The organism is Salinirubellus salinus (assembly GCF_025231485.1).
GTDB classification, from domain to species: domain Archaea; phylum Halobacteriota; class Halobacteria; order Halobacteriales; family Haloarculaceae; genus Salinirubellus; species Salinirubellus salinus.
Map to the genome: position 1 here is coordinate 3,295,653 of NZ_CP104003.1, position 18,916 is coordinate 3,314,568.

At 68.0% G+C, this 18,916-nt stretch carries 18 protein-coding genes and 1 tRNA gene; 13 read left to right on the forward strand and 6 right to left on the reverse strand.

Features of this window, described 5'->3' with window-relative positions:
- Window positions 1–70: 70 nt before the first annotated feature.
- The 3 genes from N0B31_RS17410 (at window position 71) to N0B31_RS17420 (ending at window position 2,793) form a co-directional block, all read left to right on the forward strand.
- A complete protein-coding gene (locus tag N0B31_RS17410; RefSeq protein ID WP_260592887.1) occupies window positions 71–718 on the forward strand; it encodes a helix-turn-helix domain-containing protein in 648 nt (215 codons plus the stop codon).
- 288 nt (window positions 719–1,006) lie between these two features.
- A complete protein-coding gene (locus N0B31_RS17415) occupies window positions 1,007–1,957 on the forward strand; it encodes an ArsR family transcriptional regulator (protein WP_260592888.1) in 951 nt (316 codons plus the stop codon).
- Window positions 1,954–2,793: a DUF6036 family nucleotidyltransferase gene (locus N0B31_RS17420; RefSeq protein ID WP_260592889.1), complete on the forward strand. Its 840-nt coding sequence runs from the start codon at window positions 1,954–1,956 to the stop codon at window positions 2,791–2,793. Before N0B31_RS17415 ends, N0B31_RS17420 begins: the two co-directional genes overlap by 4 nt.
- A 217-nt stretch (window positions 2,794–3,010) precedes the next feature.
- Here the strand turns inward: N0B31_RS17420 and N0B31_RS17425 are convergent, their stop codons facing one another.
- Window positions 3,011–4,567 (reverse strand): hypothetical protein, encoded by a 1,557-nt coding sequence (locus tag N0B31_RS17425; protein ID WP_260592890.1) that lies wholly within the window; start codon window positions 4,565–4,567, stop codon window positions 3,011–3,013.
- 132 nt (window positions 4,568–4,699) lie between these two features.
- A complete protein-coding gene (locus N0B31_RS17430) occupies window positions 4,700–5,326 on the reverse strand; it encodes a class I SAM-dependent methyltransferase (RefSeq protein WP_260592891.1) in 627 nt (208 codons plus the stop codon).
- A 184-nt stretch (window positions 5,327–5,510) separates the two neighbouring features.
- On the opposite strand from N0B31_RS17430, the gene N0B31_RS17435 reads away from it, so the two are divergent.
- Entirely contained in the window at window positions 5,511–5,672 is a 162-nt protein-coding gene (locus N0B31_RS17435; protein ID WP_260592892.1) for a hypothetical protein, read from the forward strand.
- A gap of 19 nt (window positions 5,673–5,691) precedes the next feature.
- On the opposite strand, the gene N0B31_RS17440 is transcribed toward N0B31_RS17435, so the two are convergent.
- The gene (locus N0B31_RS17440; protein WP_260592893.1) at window positions 5,692–6,957 is read right to left on the reverse strand and encodes an eIF2B alpha/beta/delta subunit family protein; all 1,266 of its coding nucleotides are present in this window, start codon (window positions 6,955–6,957) and stop codon (window positions 5,692–5,694) included.
- Window positions 6,958–7,013: 56 nt separating this feature from the next.
- Here N0B31_RS17440 and N0B31_RS17445 point away from each other — a divergent pair, with 56 nt between their 5' ends.
- The 4 genes from N0B31_RS17445 to N0B31_RS17460 all read left to right on the forward strand — a co-directional run bounded on the left by N0B31_RS17445 (window position 7,014) and on the right by N0B31_RS17460 (window position 10,916).
- A complete protein-coding gene (locus N0B31_RS17445) occupies window positions 7,014–7,511 on the forward strand; it encodes a metallophosphoesterase family protein (protein ID WP_260592894.1) in 498 nt (165 codons plus the stop codon).
- A gap of 111 nt (window positions 7,512–7,622) precedes the next feature.
- Window positions 7,623–9,596 (forward strand): aconitate hydratase, encoded by a 1,974-nt coding sequence (locus N0B31_RS17450; RefSeq protein WP_260592895.1) that lies wholly within the window; start codon window positions 7,623–7,625, stop codon window positions 9,594–9,596.
- A gap of 435 nt (window positions 9,597–10,031) precedes the next feature.
- On the forward strand, window positions 10,032–10,523 hold the full coding sequence (rimI, locus tag N0B31_RS17455) for a ribosomal protein S18-alanine N-acetyltransferase (RefSeq protein WP_380628134.1): 492 nt from the start codon (window positions 10,032–10,034) through the stop codon (window positions 10,521–10,523).
- A 111-nt stretch (window positions 10,524–10,634) separates the two neighbouring features.
- On the forward strand, window positions 10,635–10,916 hold the full coding sequence (locus N0B31_RS17460; RefSeq protein WP_260592897.1) for a MarR family transcriptional regulator: 282 nt from the start codon (window positions 10,635–10,637) through the stop codon (window positions 10,914–10,916).
- Between the two features lie 202 nt (window positions 10,917–11,118).
- On the opposite strand, the gene N0B31_RS17465 is transcribed toward N0B31_RS17460, so the two are convergent.
- Both N0B31_RS17465 and N0B31_RS17470 read right to left on the reverse strand, forming a co-directional pair.
- Window positions 11,119–11,192: transfer RNA gene (locus tag N0B31_RS17465), tRNA-Val, on the reverse strand.
- Window positions 11,193–11,226: 34 nt separating this feature from the next.
- Window positions 11,227–12,450: an ABC transporter permease gene (locus N0B31_RS17470; RefSeq protein WP_260592898.1), complete on the reverse strand. Its 1,224-nt coding sequence runs from the start codon at window positions 12,448–12,450 to the stop codon at window positions 11,227–11,229.
- Between the two features lie 184 nt (window positions 12,451–12,634).
- On the opposite strand from N0B31_RS17470, the gene N0B31_RS17475 reads away from it, so the two are divergent.
- The 5 genes from N0B31_RS17475 (at window position 12,635) to N0B31_RS17495 (ending at window position 17,887) form a co-directional block, all read left to right on the forward strand.
- Window positions 12,635–13,588, forward strand: a complete 954-nt coding sequence (locus N0B31_RS17475; protein WP_260592899.1) for an ABC transporter permease — start codon at window positions 12,635–12,637, stop codon at window positions 13,586–13,588.
- Between the two features lie 56 nt (window positions 13,589–13,644).
- Window positions 13,645–14,271: a DUF192 domain-containing protein gene (locus tag N0B31_RS17480; protein ID WP_260592900.1), complete on the forward strand. Its 627-nt coding sequence runs from the start codon at window positions 13,645–13,647 to the stop codon at window positions 14,269–14,271.
- A gap of 96 nt (window positions 14,272–14,367) precedes the next feature.
- Window positions 14,368–16,308 carry an ABC transporter ATP-binding protein gene (locus N0B31_RS17485; protein WP_260592901.1) on the forward strand — a complete coding sequence of 647 codons (1,941 nt, stop codon included), beginning with the start codon at window positions 14,368–14,370 and terminating at the stop codon, window positions 16,306–16,308.
- A 409-nt stretch (window positions 16,309–16,717) separates the two neighbouring features.
- The gene (locus N0B31_RS17490) at window positions 16,718–16,921 is read left to right on the forward strand and encodes a hypothetical protein (protein ID WP_260592902.1); all 204 of its coding nucleotides are present in this window, start codon (window positions 16,718–16,720) and stop codon (window positions 16,919–16,921) included.
- Window positions 16,922–17,170: 249 nt separating this feature from the next.
- Complete coding sequence (locus N0B31_RS17495) at window positions 17,171–17,887, forward strand: creatininase family protein (RefSeq protein WP_260592903.1); 717 nt, start codon at window positions 17,171–17,173, stop codon at window positions 17,885–17,887.
- Between the two features lie 4 nt (window positions 17,888–17,891).
- Here the strand turns inward: N0B31_RS17495 and N0B31_RS17500 are convergent, their stop codons facing one another.
- Window positions 17,892–18,785, reverse strand: a complete 894-nt coding sequence (locus N0B31_RS17500) for a helix-turn-helix transcriptional regulator (RefSeq protein ID WP_260592904.1) — start codon at window positions 18,783–18,785, stop codon at window positions 17,892–17,894.
- Window positions 18,786–18,916: the final 131 nt, after the last annotated feature.

Sequence of the window (18,916 nt, forward strand, 5' to 3'; positions counted from 1 at the left end):
ACGCTATACTCGACCGCCACTCGACGGGAGGTGTGACGTGCGAGTACGCGGTCGACGCGAGGGTCAGCCGGTGAGACGCGCGCGGTTCCGCCTGTGGCTCCCCGAGGGGCTCTGGGTGGCCGAGGTGTCCCGAGCGTTCCCGGACGCGAGCCTCCGACTCCTCACGGCGGTCCCGATGGGTGACCGGACACTCGAACTCGGCGAGACGCGGGCCGACGACCCGCGGGCCGTCGTCGAGGCCATCCGCGACCACCCCGACGTGCGCTCGCTCGACCTGCTCCACTGCGACGCGGCGCGCTCGCTCTCGAAGTACGAGACGCGCGACCGGGCGCTGTTCGAGTTCCTCGGCGGCAGTTCGCTCCTCCCCGAGTTCCCGCTCGTCGTCGAGGACGGCGTGATGACGTTCGCCATCACCGCCACGCAGGCCGACTTCGAGGCGTTCGGCGACCGACTGGACGCCAGCGGCCTGCGCTACGAACTGCTGTCGGCCGTCGGTCGAGACGGATCGGGAGGCGACCCGCTCACCGACCGTCAACTGGAGTGTCTCACCGTCGCCGAGCGGATGGGCTACTTCGAGGTGCCACGTGAGTGCTCGCTCGCCGAGGTGGCCGACGCACTCGGCGTGGACACGTCGACGGTCAGCGAGACCATCCGACGCGGTACCGCACACGTGCTGGAGCGATTCCTGTCCGAGCGCCGCCGCGCTCCGGACCGCTGACTCTGCGGCTCGAGTATCGGTGGCGGCTCAGCCAGAGTTCCTCGTCAGAAGGGGCTCGGTGGGGGAATCGCGGTATCTACTAGTGAATCTACGGCCCTCTCTGACATTTATTCCCGGCGGTTCAGCGGCCGCTCCGCTCCTGAACATCTGACTCTTCTTCGCAACTAGCCCGGTCGCTGTAACTGGTAGGGTAGACTAGAACGGGACTAGCCAGATATTCTGACTAGCTTACTAGTTGTCTCGTAGTACGAAAACGATATATGAACCAGTTTCGTAATTCGAGACAAAATGATGTCTGAAAGCCAATTAGAGCTCCTGTCATATCTCGTGGGTGAACCGGGTGAAGAGACCTCAATCAGTGACCTCGCCGAGGGGATCGGTTGGAGCGACGGATATGTGTCGCGAGTGGTTTCCGAACTGGACTCTAACGGGTACGTGCGCACGAAGCGAGATGGACGACAGAAACTCGTCGCACTGTCCGAAATTGAACCGATAGAGCGACTCGAATCGCTCATGCTCGAGTACGATCACGTCGACTTTCCTACTCTCATCGCCGGGTCTGGACTTGCCCTGCTCTACTACCTCGACGAGCCCCGGACTGCGACCGTACTCAGCGAGATGAGTGGCGTCAGCCGTGCGACGGTATATAAACGGCTGAACACGCTCCAACGCGTCGGCATCGTCGGCAAATCCGAGTCACACTATCGACTCAACGAGCCGTTCTCCTCACTCTCTAGAATCGCACGCGGGCTGGCCCACCACGAGCACCGACGAGAGGCGGAGCGCTACACGAGCGGCGTCAATATTCGGTGGGAGACGCACGACGAGTACCTCTTCGCGTGTGATACCGAATTCGTCGCTGAACAGTTCCACGAGACTGGACCAGGGCTCTTCGCCGAGTTCGATATCCCTCTCCTTACGCGGCAGCGACGGCACTACTTTCGCTCTGACCGAACCACAAACATCTCTGCTGCCGACCTCGTGTGTCACACACTCCTGATCGACGACGGAGCTCGCTATCGAACGTATTCACTACTCCTCATCCAAGCCGAGCGTGTCGGCCGCGATACCTTGAGAGACACCGCCGAACACTACAGTCCAGAAGCAGGGGTGGATTTGCGGTCGATAGTTGACGAACTGATTGAGTACCTAGAGACCGAGGGTGAAGTCCCGACCGACCAGTTGCCCTCGTGGCAAGAGTTCAAGAACACCGCTGCTGACTACGAGATAGACGTATGACTGCTCGCGCCCGGTTCGACCGTGAGTACATCGAACGCGAGTTGAACCGCATCGCCGAACACCTGCAGACGGACGTCGACGCATATCTCATCGGCGGAGGGGCGATGTCCCTCCGAAATCTCAAGGACACGACCAAGGATATCGACCTCGTGGTCGCGAACGAGACGGCGTTCACGAGGCTCATGGGGACGCTTCAGGAACTCGGGTACGAAGAAGTCACTGACCTCGGTCAAGAGTACGACGAACTGGGCGCTCGGCACTGCGTGCGAAACGCAGAGGGGTGCCAACTCGATCTCTTCCACCGACAGATTGCCGATAAACTGTTCTTCAGCGACGGAATGCGCGAGCGAAGCGATTCGTTCCTCTCGACACGACACCTGTCGGTCGGCCTCGTCTCACTAGATGATATCTTCCTCTTCAAATCCGTCGCAGAGCGACCCGACGACATCGGTGACATGGCGACGCTCGTCCAGACTGGGCTCGACTTCGAGGCAATTGAAGCAGAAATCGCCACGCAAGTGGAGTTACTCGGAGGCGAACGGTTTGTGACGATCGTCGCCGAGTCCTTGCAGCGGCTCGACGAACAGGAAGGCATCCAGACCCCGCTCGACGACATGGTCCACGACTACTACGAACGGTACATGGATGGCTACGAACTCCGGGTACAGCTTGACGAGGACGAGCCCAAGTCGATAACGGAGGTAGCTGAAGAACTAGGGGTTACGGAAGCGGAAATCGAGCAGCGCGTGGAGTACTTGGCGGAATACGGGTTCGCTGAACGAACGGAGGTCGGGGTTCGCGATACTGGGAAGCGGGACCGGTTCAAGCGTTCGTGAGCCCGGAATGAATGGGTGGCGGCTCAGTTTAGGCTGATCATCAGAAAGGGCTCAGTGGGGGTAACCGTCATCATCGCCGCCGACTGGCGTTCGGAGGCAGGGACACAAAAACTCGTCCGTCCGTGGCGCTCGCGACATGGGCCACGGCGGCCATCGCGGCGACCGGCGACAGTGAAACACTCCGGAACGGCTCACGACGACCACTCACGCGCCCGTGTCAGCTCGGTGGTCCCCGACCAGGGCCTCCCTCGCCGTCGCCCTCCGGACCTCGCCCACGTCCTCTGTCGTTGTCGTCTCTGTCGTCGTTGTCGTCTCTGTCGTCGTCGTCATCCTCGTCATCTTCGTCGTCTCTGTCGTCGTTGTCGTCTCTGTCGTCGTCGTCATCCTCGTCATCTTCGTCGTCTCTGTCGTCGTTGTCGTCTCTGTCGTCGTCGTCATCCTCGTCATCTTCGTCGTCTCTGTCGTCGTCGTCATCCTCGTCATCTTCGTCGTCTCTGTCGTCGTCGTCATCCTCGTCATCTTCGTCGTCTCTGTCGTCGTCGTCATCCTCGTCATCTTCGTCGTCTCTGTCGTCGTTGTCGTCTCTGTCGTCGTCGTCATCCTCGTCATCTTCGTCGTCTCTGTCGTCGTTGTCGTCTCTGTCGTCGTCGTCATCCTCGTCATCTTCGTCGTCTCTGTCGTCGTTGTCGTCTCTGTCGTCCTCGTCCTGCGTGCACCGGTGGTCGTTCTCGAACCAGCCGTCCGGGGTCTCGACGGCGAGGACCTTCTCGTCGCCGGTGACCCGCCACTTGAACAGGGGGCTGTCGCCGAACTGGCCGGGGACCCGCTGGAGGTGGCCCCCCGAGATCTCGACCTCGTACTGGCCGGCCGTCGTCTTCACGGTCACCCCGACGGACCCGTCGAACGACCTCTCGAAGACGACCCACGCCTCGCTACACCGTTTGAACTCGACGGTCTCGACCGGGGCGACCGACCGCTCGTCGTCGTCCACCTCGTGTCCGTCCCCGCCGTCGCAGGTGCCCGTCTCGAGGGTGACGGCGGTCGTCTGGTCCAGCGACACCCGTTTCACCCCGTCACCGTCTGGACTGAGGAGTTCCCACGACTCGACGGTCCCCTCGTAGTGCTGCCCGAACAGCGCCGCGTCCTCGTCGAAGCCCGGCGTGATGGTGACCGAGAACTCGTCACCGAGGCCACGGAAGGCGCCCCCGTCCGTCCGTCCGTCGGCCCACGTCCAGTCGACGACGTGGACCGGGTCGTCGACCCGCCAGACGTCGTAGTTGCTCTCGGCGATCGCACCGGTCTCCGGGTCGACGTAGTAGTCGTCCCTGACGGCCCATGACCCGTCGGCCGGGAGTCCCTCGAGTTCGAGCGTGACCGAACCCCCGCCGGTCGGGCCGGCCTCGAGACTGCCGTGGACGACGACCAGACTCAGTCCCTCCGGCCCGTCGTAGAGCAGCAGGAGACTCGTCCCGTCGCGCTGGAGGGCGGCGGTCCCCTCGGACGAGTACGGGGTCCCATCGCCCTGGGGGAACGCGCCGTTCGTCTCGCTCACGTACTGTCCGGGCAGGCGATAGTCGTAGAACGCCTCGACCGACTGGTCGCCGCTGAACGCCGGCACGGGGACACAGGTGTCGCCCTGTCGTAGCACGACCGAGGGCTCACCGCCACTGGCGGACGAACTCCCCGCGAGCGCTAGCCCGCCGACCGTCGCGCCGATGCTTCCGAGGACCGCTCGTCTGGTCGCGCCGGGGAACTGGGGCAGTCTGTCGGACATGTAACTCACACACCACTAGCGGCGGACAGGATCGCCACCTATTGTATTCCTGTCCATACTCGGTGAGTATCCTCTCGGTACTGGACGGTCACGGCCGGCAGAGTGACACCGGACGCCGACGCGTCCAGCGACTCAGACTACCCTGAACACACGGATCGTGTCCCGGTCGGTCGGTTCGACCAGCAGCTGTGCCAGCCCCAGCCCCGAGAACACCTCCTTCCAGTTCCGGTGGAACAGGGGGAACTCGCCGGCGCCGTCGTCGACGACGCTGACCCGTTCCTCGCCCCGGCCGCGCCGTGGGCTGTTGCCCTCGTTCTCCGCCGTCACGAGCAGGTCGCTCGTGACCCGCGTCAGCGCCTCGAACACCCAGGTCTCGTCGGGGTGGACGTGCTGGAGCGTCTCGACCGAGTAGACCACGTCGAAGGCGTCGTCCTCGAACTCGGGAAGGAGGTCCTCGATGGCGCCGTGGTGGAAGGTCCCCGTCTCGGCCAGCCGGGGGTAGTACTCGGCCATCACGTCGAACGACGACTCGTTGATGTCGAGGCCGGTGAGGTTCTCGTAGCCCGCGTCGAGGAGGTGGGCGAGGTGCCGGCCGGAGCTACACCCCACCTCGAGGACGGCGGCGTCCTCGTCGACGTAGTGGTCGAACACGGCTGCGAGCGTCTCGCTCACCTCGTTCGGCCCGATGTCGGCGTAGTAGGCGGGCGAGTAGTCCTGTGAACGTTCGGCCCACCCCCTGCGGTTCTCGTCCGGGTCCATACCCGGTGCAGGGACCGCGGGACTAAAGACTCGGCTCTCCGGTCGCCTCCCGCTCGGCCCCCGAGTCAGACGCGGGCACCTCCGGGGTGGATTCGTACGTCGAGGGGGAGTCGACGGCCCGCCCGAGTCGAGCGAGCGGCGGGGGCAGGCGGTCCGCGACCCCCAGCGCGCGGGTGTACTCGCGGTGCCCGCCACCGTCGCCCTGCTGGTGGTCCCGCTGGTCGCCGGGGCACTCGACACCGGGCTGGCGACGCCGCTCGCGCGCTGGATGTTCTGGGTCCCGTGCCTCGGGGCGAGCTACCTGCTCTCGGTCGCCGTCGGCGCCGTGTACCGGACGGTCAGGTGACGGGGACGACCCGACGGGGCTACCGCTCGTCCCAGGCGGCCAGCGACGCGTGCTCGGCGGCGACCTCGGCCACACTCGCGGTGTCGAGCGCGCCGTGGTCGGTGAGCACGCCGGTCACGAGGTCGGCCGGCGTCACGTCGAACGTCGGGTTCAGCACGTCGAGTGGCGCGTCCCCGTCGTACACCGCCCCGGGCGACCCGGATTCGAGGTGCGGTTCCTCGCGTGCGGTCACCTTGTCGGCCGCACAGACGACGTAGACGGGCACCCCCTCACGTGCGGCCGCGAGCGCCACGAGGCGGGTGCCGGTCTTGTTCACCACCGAGCCGTCGGCGAGGACGGCGTCGGCACCCACGACCACTGCGTCCACCATCTCGGTGGCGAGGACGTGGCCGACGGCGGCGTCGGTGTGGAGCGTCACCTCGCGCTCGGGAGCGAGTGACTCGGCGACACCCACTCCCTCGCGGGCGGGGCGCGACTCCGCGACGAACACCTGGGACGGGTCGGCCGACTCGATGGCGCCGCAGACCGTGCCCGACCGCGAGAGCGTGAGTACCGTGTCGGGCGCGTCCGGCGAGTCCGGCCACGCGGCGGCCCGTTCGTCCGCGTCGAACGCCTCGGCCAGCCCCTCGCTCGCGGCTCGTTCGACCGCCGCGGGGTCGTCGGCGTCCCCCGCGCGGGCCATCGCCCGGTTCACCCGGTTCTCGACGACGGCCATCGCGGGCCGGGCGCCGCGGAGCGCTCGCGCGACCGAACGGACGGGACGCTCGACCTGCCCGTCGACCCGGAGAGCGGCCTCGTCTCGCAGGCACTCCAGCGCCCGGTAGGAGAGGTAGGCGGAGCCGTGGTCGGTGTCGGCGGCGACCGTCTCGACGGTCGGTCGGACCCGGTCGTAGGAGGTCCACAGCCGGGGGACGGTGTCGCGCCGCAGGAGTTCGGTCGGGGCACACCACTCGTACTCGCTGGTCTCCTCGTTCGGCTCGACCGCGCGCGTCTCGCAGTCGAACAGGAACGGGTGGACGCGCCAGCGGCGCTCGCCGTCGTCCACGTCGAACGGGTCGCCCATGCGGGCGAGCGACACGACGCCCTCGTCGAGGCCGGTCTCCTCGCGTATCTCCGCACGGGCGGCCGTCTCCGGGGGCTGTGTCACGCCCTCGTCGGTGGCGACGTGCCCCGCGACGGTCCCCCACTGGTCGACGTAGGTGCCGACGGCGTCGCTCCGGCGGAACAGGAGGACCTCGCCGCGGTGCCGCAGGAAGACGGTGACGACCGGCGTTCGTTCGGCCATGACGGTCCTCGTACGGCCGGGGGTACATTGACGGTGGCGCCCGTCTTCCCGCCGGTATGGTCGAGGTACTCCTCGTCAGCGACTCGCACGTCCCCTCGCGCGAACCGGCCATCCCGGAGTGGGTGCTCGAACGCATCGAGGCCGCGCCGTACACCGTCCACGCGGGCGACTTCGACAGCCCCGAGGCGCTCGCGACGGTCCGCGAGGCCGCGAACGACCTCACCGCGGTCCGGGGGAACATCGACCCCGCGGACATCGGGTTGCCGGACGTGGCGACGCTCGACGTCGAGGGCGTCCGATTCGTCGTCACGCACGGTACGGGACCGATAGAGAACTACCGCGAACGCGTGGCCGGCATCGTCGCCGACCACGCGGCCGACGGCCCGACCGTCGGCGTCTCGGGCCACACCCACCAGCCGATGGACGAGACCGTCGACGGCTACCGCCTGCTCAACCCCGGGTCGTGCACGGGCGCGGACCCGGCGCCGGGGACGAGCGTGATGCGCGCGAGCGTCGAGGCGGGGGAACTGACGGTCGAACGCCAGGAGGGGTGACGCGAGGGCGCCGGCGCGGAGCAATACTTGCCACGGCTAGCGGTTCTGTGCGGCCTCGGGGAGCCCTGACACGCCGGATTTATATCGCAGGACCAACCACGTTCGGACGATATGGGACAGACGCTTACGGAGAAAATCCTCTCTGACCACCTCGTCGACGGGGAACTCGAGACGGGGGAGGAGATCGGTATCGAGATCGACCAGGTGCTCACGCAGGACACCACCGGCACGCTCGTCTGGCTCCAGTTCGAGGCGCTCGAACTCGACGAGGTCCAGACGGAGATCGCGGCGCAGTACTGCGACCACCAGACCTACCAGTTCGACTTCAAGAACACGGACGACCACCGCTTCCTCCGCTCGGCCGCGGGGACGTTCGGTGCCCACTTCTCGCGCCCCGGCAACGGCATCTGTCACAACGTCCACAAGGAGAACTTCGCCGCGCCCGGCAAGACGCTCCTCGGTTCGGACAGCCACACGCCGACGCCCGGTGGGCTCGGCCAGCTCGCCATCGGTGCCGGCGGCCTCGACGTCGCCGTCGCGATGGGTGGCGGTGCGTACTACATCGAGATGCCCGAGGTCGTCAACGTCCACCTCGAGGGCGAACTCCCCGAGTGGGCCTCCGCGAAGGACGTCGCGCTCGAGATGCTCCGTCGCCTCTCCGTGAAGGGTGGCGTCGGCAAGATCTTCGAGTACACCGGCCCCGGTGTCGAGAACCTGACCGTCCCGGAACGGACGACCATCACCAACCTCGGCACGGAGCTGGGTGCGACCACCTCCATCTTCCCGACCGACGAGAAGACCGAGGACTACCTCGCCCGGCAGGGCCGCGAGGACGTCTACCAGGAGCTCACCCCGGACGAGGACGCCGAGTACGACGACCAGCTCACCATCGACCTCTCGGATCTCGAGCCGCTCATCGCGAAGCCGTCGATGCCCGACAACGTCGTGCCCGTCCGCGAGGTCGCCGGCACGTCCGTCGAGCAGGTCATGATCGGCTCCTGTACCAACGGTGGGTACGAGGACATCCTGCCCTCCGCGAAGATGCTCGAGGGCCGCGAGGTCGACAAGAAGACGGAGATGATCATCGCGCCCGGTTCGAAGCAGGCCTCCGAGATCCTCGCCCGTCAGGGCTGGACCGCGGAGCTGATGGCTGCCGGCGTGAACTTCTCCGAGGCGACGTGTGGTGCCTGTATCGGTATCGGCCACGTTCCCGCCTCCGACTCGGTCTCGCTGCGCACTTTCAACCGCAACTTCGAGGGCCGCTCCGGCATCGAGGACGACAACGTCTACCTCTGCTCGCCGGAGGTCGCCACCGCGGCCGCCATCGCGGGCGAGATTGTCGACCCGCGTGACCTCGCCGACGAACTCGGCGACATGGAGGCGCCGGGCGTCGAACTCCCGGACAAGTACGACGGCGCCAAGACCGACCTCATCGCGCCGGACGAGGCCGTCGACGACGACCTCGTCAAGGGTCCGAACATCGGCGACGTCCCGCTGAAGGACGAACTCGAGGCCACGCTGGAGGGACCGGCCCTCCTCAAGATGGAGGACAACATCACGACCGACCACATCATCCCGGCGACGCAGGACATCCTGATGTACCGGTCGAACATCCCGAAGCTCTCGGAGTTCACGCTCTCGCGCGTCGACGACACGTTCGCGCAGCGCTCGCTCGACTCCGACGGTGGCTTCCTCGTCGCCGGCGAGAACTACGGCCAGGGCTCCTCGCGTGAGCACGCCGCCCTGTGTCCGATGTTCCTCGGCATCCAGGGCGTCTTCGCCCAGTCGTTCGCCCGCATCCACAAGGCGAACCTGTTCAACTTCGGGCTCATCCCGCTCACCATCGACGAGGAGACCTACGAGCAGTTCGAGCAGGGCGACGACATCGAGATCGTCGACGACGTCGCCGAGGCCGTCCGCTCCGGTCAGGAGGAGTTCACGGTCCGTGTGAACGACGACTGGGAGTTCACGGCCCACCTCGACGCCTCCGAGCGCGAGCGCGAGATCCTCGCCGACGGTGGCAAGCTCCCCCACACGAAGAAGAAGGCAGAGGGCGGTAGCGGCGCGGCCCCCGCCGACGACTGAAGCCACGAAAGCGCCGCTCGCTGACGCTCGCGGCGGGTGAGCGGTCCCTCGGACCACGACACCCGTCGGGGCTCGTTCCGCTGGCGGTGAGTGCGCTCGTCCGAACCACACACTTCTCACTTCTCTTGCGGCCGACAGCCCCAGCGCCGCGTGGCCGCGTGCCTCGGCTCGGTGGCAACATCTCCGGCGCGGGGCAGTACGTGTGGATGAACGGTCCGAAATCGAGCGCGAGCGCGGCCGCTCTGCGGTCGGTGTCTCCCAAAAGCGGGGTGGGGGGTGGGGATGCACCCGAATTGGGTGCGACTGAACGTAGCGGACCCGACAATATGAACCTTGTGGCCCGCTCACCCCACGTTTAATCGGTGGTTGAAACGCTGAAATCAGGTCTTTAACGGCCGATTAAGCCCGTCGAGCGGACCTGTGGGCGGTACACATATGTCCACCCAGTGGCAAGGGGCGGGCGTGACAGTCACCCCACCACGGGCCTCGCCACAGGTGCGCCCGGCCAGTCGCGCCGACCTGCTCGAGGTGTTCCGCATCGAGCAGGCCGCGTTCCCCCAGCCCTGGCCCTACGGCGCGTTCGAGGGGTTCCTCGGGCAGGAGGGGTTCCTCGTCGCCGCGGACGACACCGGCGTGGTGGGCTACGTCGTCGCCGACACCGTCCCGAACCACGGCCGCCCGCTCGGGCACGTGAAGGACATCGCGGTCCACCCGGACCGACGTGGGGAGGGGCTCGGTGCGACGCTCCTCGAGCGCGCACTCGAGGTGCTCCGGGCGGCCGACGCCTCGCGCGTGAAACTGGAGGTGCGCGCGAGCAACGAGGCGGCCATCCACCTCTACCGCCAGTTCGGCTTCAGGCACCACCACACCGTCCCGCGCTACTACGACGACGGCGAGGACGCACTCGTGATGGTGCGGTCGTTCTGAGCGAGGTGCGACCGTGTGCCGTGTGGACACTCCTAAACGGCCGCATCGTCCGCCCTCGGCCCCGCTCGGGGTGAATCTTTATACAGTCGGCACCCGTCTTATGAGGTACCGATGGCTGAATCCACCGCGGAGGACATCTCGGACCTTCCGCCGAGCGCGAAACTGGTTTTCAAAGTGCTCGAATACAACGGACCCATGACCCAGAAGGGGATCGTACAGGAGTCGATGCTGTCGGCTCGGACGGTTCGCTACGCGCTCGAGCGACTCGAGAACATCGACGTGGTCGTCGAGGACGTCTACTTCGCCGACGCGAGGCAGAACCTCTACGAGATCACGACGGAGTCGCCGGTCGAGGCGGACGGAGCCGACAGTCCGGCGGCCGCCGACGACTAACGACCACCTTTCACCCACCACTCTTTGCACCTCGCGCGGCAGCTCTGCTGCCGCGCTCGGGCAAAAACGTGGGGGAAAACGCTCCTCGCTCCAGTGGCTTCGCTGCGCTCGGCCGTCGTCGCTCGGCGTATACTCGGAGCGAGGCTCGGTGGTGTCGGTCCAGCATCCGTGAGCGAGCGCCTCGGGAGGTGAAAACGTGGTATGGGGCCGCCCGGAGTCGAACCGGGGACCTCGTCCTTGTAAGGGACGCGTCATAACCAACTAGACCACGGCCCCGCGTCCGGAACGAACGGGCCGACCGGGATACCCCTTACGTTCCACGACGTGGGTCGACCAGTTCCTCGACGGTGTCGCCGAAGAGACTGATGCAGACGACGGTGAGCGCCAGCGCCAGCGCCGGGACGGCCGAGACCCACCAGATGCCGAGGAGTCGCGCCAGTGTCTGCCCGGAGATGCCGTCGGCGACGAGCGTCCCCCACGAGGTGACCTGCGGCGCGCCCAGCCCGAGATAGGAGAGTGCGGCCTCCGTGAGGACGAGCGTGGCGACGCGGTTGGCCGTCGTCGCGACGATGGTGGCCCCGACGTTCGGGAGGACGTGTCGGCGGGCGATCCAGCGGCGGGACCCGCCCGCCGCCTCGCTGGCGGCGACGTAGAGCGACTCGCGGCGCTGGAGGACCGCCGACCGGACCGCGCGGGCCACACCCGCCCACCCGAGCAGTCCGAACATCGCGACGAGCAGGAGCATGTCACCGCCCTCACCGAGGACGAACCGGACGACGACGTACGCGACGAACGGGGGGATGGTCCCGACGGCGTCCGTGAGGCCCATCAGCAGTTCGTCGGCGAGGCCGCCGAGGTAGGCCGCGGTCGTCCCGACCGTGACGGCGACAGGGACGATGATGGCGGTGGTCACCACCGCGAGTTCGAACGCGACGCGCGTGCCGACGAGGACGTAGTTCAGCACGTCGTGGCCCTCGAACGTGGTCCCGAGCGGGTGCTGGAGGCTCCCCAGACAGCGCCCCTCGACGACCGGCCCCACGCAGGAGTAGACCCTGGCGGCGTCGACGCCGAACCCGACCGGTGGCTGGTAGCTGGCCGCGGGGCGGACGACCGGGTCACCGACGACGAGCGGGGCCACCGCGCCGACCAGCAGGAACGTCCCGACGCCGACGACAGAGAGGAGCCCGACCGGCCGGCACCGGAGCCGCGTCGCGTACTCACCCAGCCGGCGTCCGTCGACGAGCGTCACGCCGAGATAGCACGCCACGATCCCGGCGAACGTCATCGCCCAGTCGATTCGCGAGAACGGGCGCAAGAGACCGTCGAGCGTCTCCAGTCCCCCTACCGCGTCGTCGAACGGGAACCCCGCCCAGGTCCACGCGAACGCCAGCGTGAGCAGAACTGTCACGCCGACGAAGGCGAGCGTGCCGACGCCCGGGCGTGCCGGGCCGGCGTCGAGCGACTCCCAGTCGACGTCGTGGAAACTGCCGCTCGTCAGGGTGGCGTCCACGTCCCCGGACCCGTCGGCAGACACGCTGGGTGGTTGCGGACGGCACGGAGATAAGGCCGAGGGAGGCTAAAATCTGGACTTCGGCAAAACGATTTGTCCACGCGAGCCGACCACCTCGCCCGACGGTGCACGGGATCAGACGCACGACCCGGACCGGGGTTCGGACGCGGGATTCGAGACGGTCACCGCGGGCCGGTGGGCGGCGGTGGTGAGTCGTGGCTACGCGCTCCGGCGTGTCGGCTGGGGCGTGGCGACCATCTACCTCGTCCTCTCGCTGACGTTCGCGCTCGTCGCGTTCACGCCGGACCCGAACGCCGCGCTGGTCGGGTTCGCGGCCGCCGTGGAGGGCGGGTCGGCCGAGGAGGCGATGAGCGCCTACCGCGCGGCCCGTGACCTGAACACGCCCGTCGTCCAGCGGTACGTCGGGTTCCTCGTCGACCTGAGCACGCTCCGCCTCGGCGTGTCGCTGGACTCGGGACGGCCGGTCGCGACGATGGTGGGAGCGTCGGGGCTGGTCTCGCTGGCGTACGTCCTCCCGGCCGTCGTCGTCTCCACCGTCGTGGGGAGCGCGGTCGGTGTCTACACGACGGTCCGTGACTCGCCGGTGCTGGACCGACTGGTCGCCGTGGCGAGTTACGGGGCGCTCGGGGTCCCGAACTTCTACCTCGCGGCGCTGGCGCTGGCCGTCGGGACGGCGCTGGGTCTCGACCTGCGGGCCTCGCCGACCGCGCCGACCACGGCGGTACCGCTTCGGACGCTCGTGCTCGCGGCGGCCGTGCTGACGACGACCCTGCTGGCCGCCCAGTTGCGCTACGTCCGCGGCGAGACGGCCAGCCGAGCCAGCATGACGTTCGTCCGGACGGTGCGGGCGACGGGAGCCGGCCGGCTCCGGGTGGCCCGCCACCTGCTCCGGGTCGCGGCGCTCCCCCTGCTCTCGCTGTTCGCGGCGGAACTGCTCGGGGTCCTGTTCGTCGGGACGTTCGTCGTCGAGGCGGTGCTCGGGGTGCCGGGGCTGGGGACGCTCCTGCTCGACGCGCTGGACACGCGCGACGTGCCGGTGGTCGTGGGCGCGTCGCTCGCGTTCGTCGTCGTCGCCATCGTCGTCACCGTGGCACAGGACCTCCTGCGAGAGTCACTGGACCCACGGACGGGCGAGGAGTGACGGGAGCGACCGCCGTCGCCCGGAACCCTTAGGCCCGCCCGGTCCCGATTCGAACCGTGAACCGGACGGGAATCGCGTTCGTCGCGGTCGTCGTCGTCGGCACCCTCGGCCTCCTCTGGGTGAGCGGCGCGTTCGTCCCGTACACCGCCGGGCCGGGCTACCAGCCCGACGTGTCGCCGTCGCCGTCGCCGTCGCCCGCCGCCGCGGGCGGGGGGACGCCCACGGGCGACACCGGCACCGACGCAGGTGCGGCCTCCCCCACCGCGAGTCCGACGCCCTCGCGCTACGAGCACGTGACCGTGACCGTCTACGACGCGAACGGGACCGTCCTCGGCGAGGTGCGTGCGGCCGTCGCGGACACCCCCGAGAAGCGCTACACCGGTCTCTCGGACACCGAGTTCCTCCCCGAGGACGGTGGGATGCTGTTCACCTACGGCAGCGAGGGGAACCACACCTACGTGATGCGCGAGATGGACTTCGGGCTCGACATCGTCTACGTCGGGAGCGACGGGACCATCCGGACCATCCACCACGCGCCCGAACCGCCCGAGGGCGAGGACGGCAACGACTACCGCTACCCCGGCCGGGGGCAGTACGTGCTCGAGGTGAACCTGAACTGGACGACACGCAACGGCGTCGAGGAGGGTGACCGCGTCGAGATAGCCGGACTCGACGACACCTGAACCGGGCGCGCGGACGCCCGGGCTGGTCGTGTCACTGTGATAACTTATATCGAGTTTAGGGAACCCTTTTGCGGACGACCACCGAACGTTTGGGCGATGGGAATAGCGACAGCTGACGAAGACGACCCGTTCGAGGAACAACGCGAACGGGCCGAGAACCCGATGCGACGGCTCTTCACCGAGTACGGGGGCGAGAACAAACTCGCGTTCGTGGTCGGCCTGCTCTCCAGTATCGTCGCACGTGTCCTCGACCTGATGCCGCCCGTCCTCCTCGCGCTCGCCGTCGACACCATCTTCTACGACGAGCGGGCGTTCAGCATCTGGCTCGTCCCCGACGCGTGGCTCCCGACGACGACCACCGGCCAGCTCTACCTCTCGGCGGCGCTCATCGGCGTGGCGTTCTTCGGCGGGGCCGCCTTCCACTGGACCCGCAACTGGGGGTGGAACTCCTTCGCCCAGCACATCCAGCACCGGGTGCGTACCGACACATACGACAAGATGCAGCGGCTGAACATGGAGTTCTTCGCCGACAAGCAGACCGGCGAGATGATGTCCATCCTCTCGAACGACGTGAACCGTCTGGAGCGGTTCCTCAACGACGGGATGAACTCGGCGTTCCGACTGGGCGTGATGGTGATCGGTATCGCCGCCATCCTCCTCTACTGGAACTGGCAACTGGCGGTGATCACGCTCGGTGTCGTCCCCGTCATCGGCTACGTGACCCACAAGTTCATCCAGACCATCCAGCCGAAGTACGCCGACGTGCGCTCCTCCGTGGGGGCGGTCAACTCCCGGCTGGAGAACAACCTCGGCGGCATCCAGGTCATCAAGACCTCCAACACCGAGGACTACGAGTCCGACCGGGTGGACGACGTCTCGCAGGACTACTTCGACGCGAACTGGGACGCCATCGGCACCCGCATCAAGTTCTTCCCCGCCCTGCGGGTGCTCGCGGGCGTCGGCTTCGTCGTCACGTTCGTCCTCGGTGGGGTCTGGGTCATCACCTACCAGACCACCGGGACCGCCCCGTTCTTCTTCAGCGGCGAGCTCACGCCCGGCCAGTTCGTCGGGTTCATCCTGTTCACCCAGCGGTTCATCTGGCCGATGGCGCAGTTCGGCCAGATAATCAACATGTACCAGCGGGCGTACGCCTCCTCCGCCCGCATCTTCGGCCTGATGGACGAACCCTCGCGTATCGCGGAGGACCCGGACGCCGACGACCTCGCTGTCGACGACGGCGACGTGGTCTACGACGACGTCACCTTCGGCTACGACGACAGCGAGACCATCGTCGAGGACATCTCCTTCGAGGTCGACGGCGGCGAGACGCTCGCGCTCGTCGGCCCGACCGGGGCCGGCAAGTCCACCGTCCTCAAGCTCCTCCTCCGGATGTACGACGTGGACGAGGGGGGCATCAGTATCGACGGCCAGGACCTCCGAGACGTGACCATCCCGAGCCTCCGCGAGCACGTCGGCTACGTGAGCCAGGACACGTTCCTGTTCTACGGGACGGTCGAGGAGAACCTCACCTACGGGACGTTCGGCTCCACCCGCGAGGAGGTCGTCGAGGCCGCGAAGGCCGCCGAGGCCCACGAGTTCATCCAGAACCTCCCGGACGGCTACGACACGGAGGTGGGCGAGCGCGGCGTGAAACTCTCGGGCGGCCAGCGCCAGCGCATCAGCATCGCCCGGGCCATCCTGAAGGACCCCGAGATTCTCGTCCTCGACGAGGCGACGAGCGACGTGGACACGGAGACGGAGATGCTCATCCAGCGCTCGCTGGACGAGTTGACCGAGGACCGCACCACGTTCGCCATCGCGCACCGGCTCTCGACCATCAAGGACGCCGACCAGATCGTCGTGCTGGAGGGCGGCCGCATCGTCGAGCGCGGGAGCCACGAGGAGCTCATCGGTGAGGACGGACTGTACGCGCACCTCTGGGGCGTGCAGGCCGGCGAGATCGACGAACTGCCCGAGGAGTTCGTCGAGCGCGCGAGCAAGCGACAGGCCAGAGTGGAAGCGACCGACGACGACTAGAACCCTCTTCTTACTCGTCGGGTCCCCTCGCGCTCGCTTCGCTCGCTCGCTCGGATGCTGGGGGCTCTCGGTGCGGCGAGCGTGACGAGACACTTACCAGCGGGACGGGACCCCGATTGTATGTCCTCCCGCCGTGCCGTCCTCAGCTCGATAACTGGACTCTCGGCCGCGTTCGCGGGCTGTGGTACGCTCGGCGGCACCGCCACCGAGGCACCCGCCGACCACGTTCCCGGCGAGTGGTACGGCGACCGCGACCCGGTGCGGGCGACCGGCGAGCGACTGGAGACGACCTGCGAGACCGGCCCGGAGGCGGACTGTCACGGCCACGCGGAACTGGCGACGATGGACGCGCTGGCGACGAGGCTCGACTCCACGAAAACAGTTGGAGGCGTCCGACTTGTCGAAGATGGTGGACGGCGACGACCGCGTGCTCGTCTCGCGGTACGTCCTCCTCGACCGCTCGGGCGACGTGGTCCGAGCGCCCGAGGTGCCGTTCGAGGCGCTCCGGGCGGCCGCCCCGCGGACCGTCGTGTCTACCACACGGTACGACGACCACACCTACACGGCACGACTGCCGGTGTTCGTCCGCGATGCGATCGTACAGGCGACCTGAGCGACACGCCGACCGGGCCGGGGTGGCCGGCCGGTGGGGGCCTCGCGGCCTCGCCGCGAGTGCCCGAACCGGGGGAGGGACGGCCCGCCGTGGTCGCCGCCCCGCGCGGCGACCCGGCACACCTGCGGTGCGGTCCCCGTTGTACCGTGACTCGCACGCCGCTCGTCGCCACCGACTCTGCTCCGAGTCCTCCACCACGGCACCGTTCGGTCACTACATTACAAGCCACAGGGAGACACACCCCCTGACATGCACCTCGCAGCGAACTCGTGGACCGACGCCCGTGACGCCGACACCGACCTCGCCATCCTCCCGGTCGGCAGCACCGAACAGCACGGGCCGCACGCCCCGCTCGGGGTGGACTTCATGACCGCGGAGGCCATCGCCGCGCAGGCCGCCCAGTCCTACGACGACGAGGTGGTCGTCGCGCCGTCCGTCCCCGTCGGCATCGCCGAGGAACACCGGGCGTTCGACGGGACGCTCTGGGTCACCGAGGACTCCTTCCGCGACTACGTGGGCGACGTCCTCCGGTCGCTCGCGCACTCCGGCTTCGACCGCGTGGTGGTCGTCAACGGCCACGGGGGGAACACCGACGCGCTCGCCGAGATCTGCATGCGAGTGAGCCGGGACGGGGACTGCTACGCGGTGCCGTTCACGTGGTTCGACGTGGTCGACTCGGAGTTACCGCTCGGGCACGGCGGCCCCGTTGAGACGAGCGTGATGCTCGCCATCGCACCGCAGTTGATCCAGCAGGACCGCTACCCGGAGGCCGCCGAGGGTGCGGGTGACTCGTTCGGCGAGTTCGTCGCGGGCGCGAACCTCGCGTACGACTTCGACGAGTTCAGCGGGAGCGGCAACCTGCAGGACCCCACGCCCGCCAGCGTGTCGGAGGGCGAGCGGTTGCTGGAGGCGGCCGCCGAGTCCTGCGTGGAACTGCTGGAGGCGGTGGCCGAGCGCGAGCGGTAGCCACTCACTCCTCGGCGTCGAGTTCCAGCGGCTCGGAGTCGGCCCGCACGGACCGGTAGACCCGCTCGGCCCACTCGCGGGCGATGGGCGAGTCCGTGTCGACGAACACCTCCATCGCGCCCGTGCGGTCGTCGTAGCCACCGATACCGACCCGGTCGTCGAAGATGGCGAGGCCGTAGGGGAGCGCCTCGCGGGTCCGCAGGCGCAGGTGGCCCCGCTCGACGGCATCGCGGGCACGCTCGGGAGACGACTCGAACAGGCGGTCGACCACGTCGGGGTGGTAGACGACCTCCGTGTCGGTGTCCGCGAACACCGCCGTCTCGGTCCCACCGAGGACGGGCGGGGCCATGTGGGTCGTGTTGAACCCGCGGAACGTCTCGCTCCCCGCCACCAGCGCGCAGAAGCGCTCGACCGGGCGGTAGGGGTCGGCCGTGTCCGCGACCGTGACGGTGGCGTCGACGAACGGTTCGACGACGAACTCCCGGTGGTCCTCGCAGACGGCCGCCAGCAGCGGTGCCAGTCGGTCGGCGGTCCGCACGTTCGCCTCGAACCGGAGCACCTCCTCGGCGACCACCTCGCCTCGCCCGGTCAGGTGGTACCGGCCGTCGCGTTTCGCCGCGAGGTCGTGGTCTGCGAGCCACCGGGTGAAGCGGTGGCTCGTCGCCCGCGAGACGTCCAGCCGCTCCTCGATGGCCGGCCGGTCGAGCGGTTCCTCCAGCAGCGCCTCCAGCACCGGCCCGTGCCGGACGATGTCGCCCAAGAGGTCCGTGTCGACGCGGTCACCCGACGCGGCCAGTCGCCGGCCCAGCGTCCGCCGCGTCCGCTCGTTCTCGAGGAGTGCCTCCAGCACCGGCGACCCTGGTGCTGGCCCGTCCTCCCCGTGCTCCGGGTCGATCATGACACAGTGCGGTTCGGTAGCGTACCACGTAACTCTATGCCGTGGCGTCGAACCCGTCTCACGCCCCGAGCGGTGGTTCACGGCGTGAGACGCCCGGCCGTCGGTGAGGCCAACGCTCTCGGCCCCCTCGG

Coding starts and splice junctions, on each gene's coding strand:
- N0B31_RS17450 (WP_260592895.1), top strand. CDS start 7,623: ATGGGACAGACGCTTACGGAGAAAATCCTCTCTGACCACCTCGTCGAC.
- N0B31_RS17495 (WP_260592903.1), top strand. CDS start 17,171: ATGCACCTCGCAGCGAACTCGTGGACCGACGCCCGTGACGCCGACACC.
- N0B31_RS17425 (WP_260592890.1), bottom strand. CDS start 4,567: ATGTCCGACAGACTGCCCCAGTTCCCCGGCGCGACCAGACGAGCGGTC.
- N0B31_RS17430 (WP_260592891.1), bottom strand. CDS start 5,326: ATGGACCCGGACGAGAACCGCAGGGGGTGGGCCGAACGTTCACAGGAC.
- N0B31_RS17460 (WP_260592897.1), top strand. CDS start 10,635: ATGGCTGAATCCACCGCGGAGGACATCTCGGACCTTCCGCCGAGCGCG.
- N0B31_RS17485 (WP_260592901.1), top strand. CDS start 14,368: ATGGGAATAGCGACAGCTGACGAAGACGACCCGTTCGAGGAACAACGC.
- N0B31_RS17415 (WP_260592888.1), top strand. CDS start 1,007: ATGATGTCTGAAAGCCAATTAGAGCTCCTGTCATATCTCGTGGGTGAA.
- N0B31_RS17420 (WP_260592889.1), top strand. CDS start 1,954: ATGACTGCTCGCGCCCGGTTCGACCGTGAGTACATCGAACGCGAGTTG.
- N0B31_RS17500 (WP_260592904.1), bottom strand. CDS start 18,785: ATGATCGACCCGGAGCACGGGGAGGACGGGCCAGCACCAGGGTCGCCG.
- N0B31_RS17445 (WP_260592894.1), top strand. CDS start 7,014: ATGGTCGAGGTACTCCTCGTCAGCGACTCGCACGTCCCCTCGCGCGAA.
- N0B31_RS17440 (WP_260592893.1), bottom strand. CDS start 6,957: ATGGCCGAACGAACGCCGGTCGTCACCGTCTTCCTGCGGCACCGCGGC.
- rimI (WP_380628134.1), top strand. CDS start 10,032: ATGTCCACCCAGTGGCAAGGGGCGGGCGTGACAGTCACCCCACCACGG.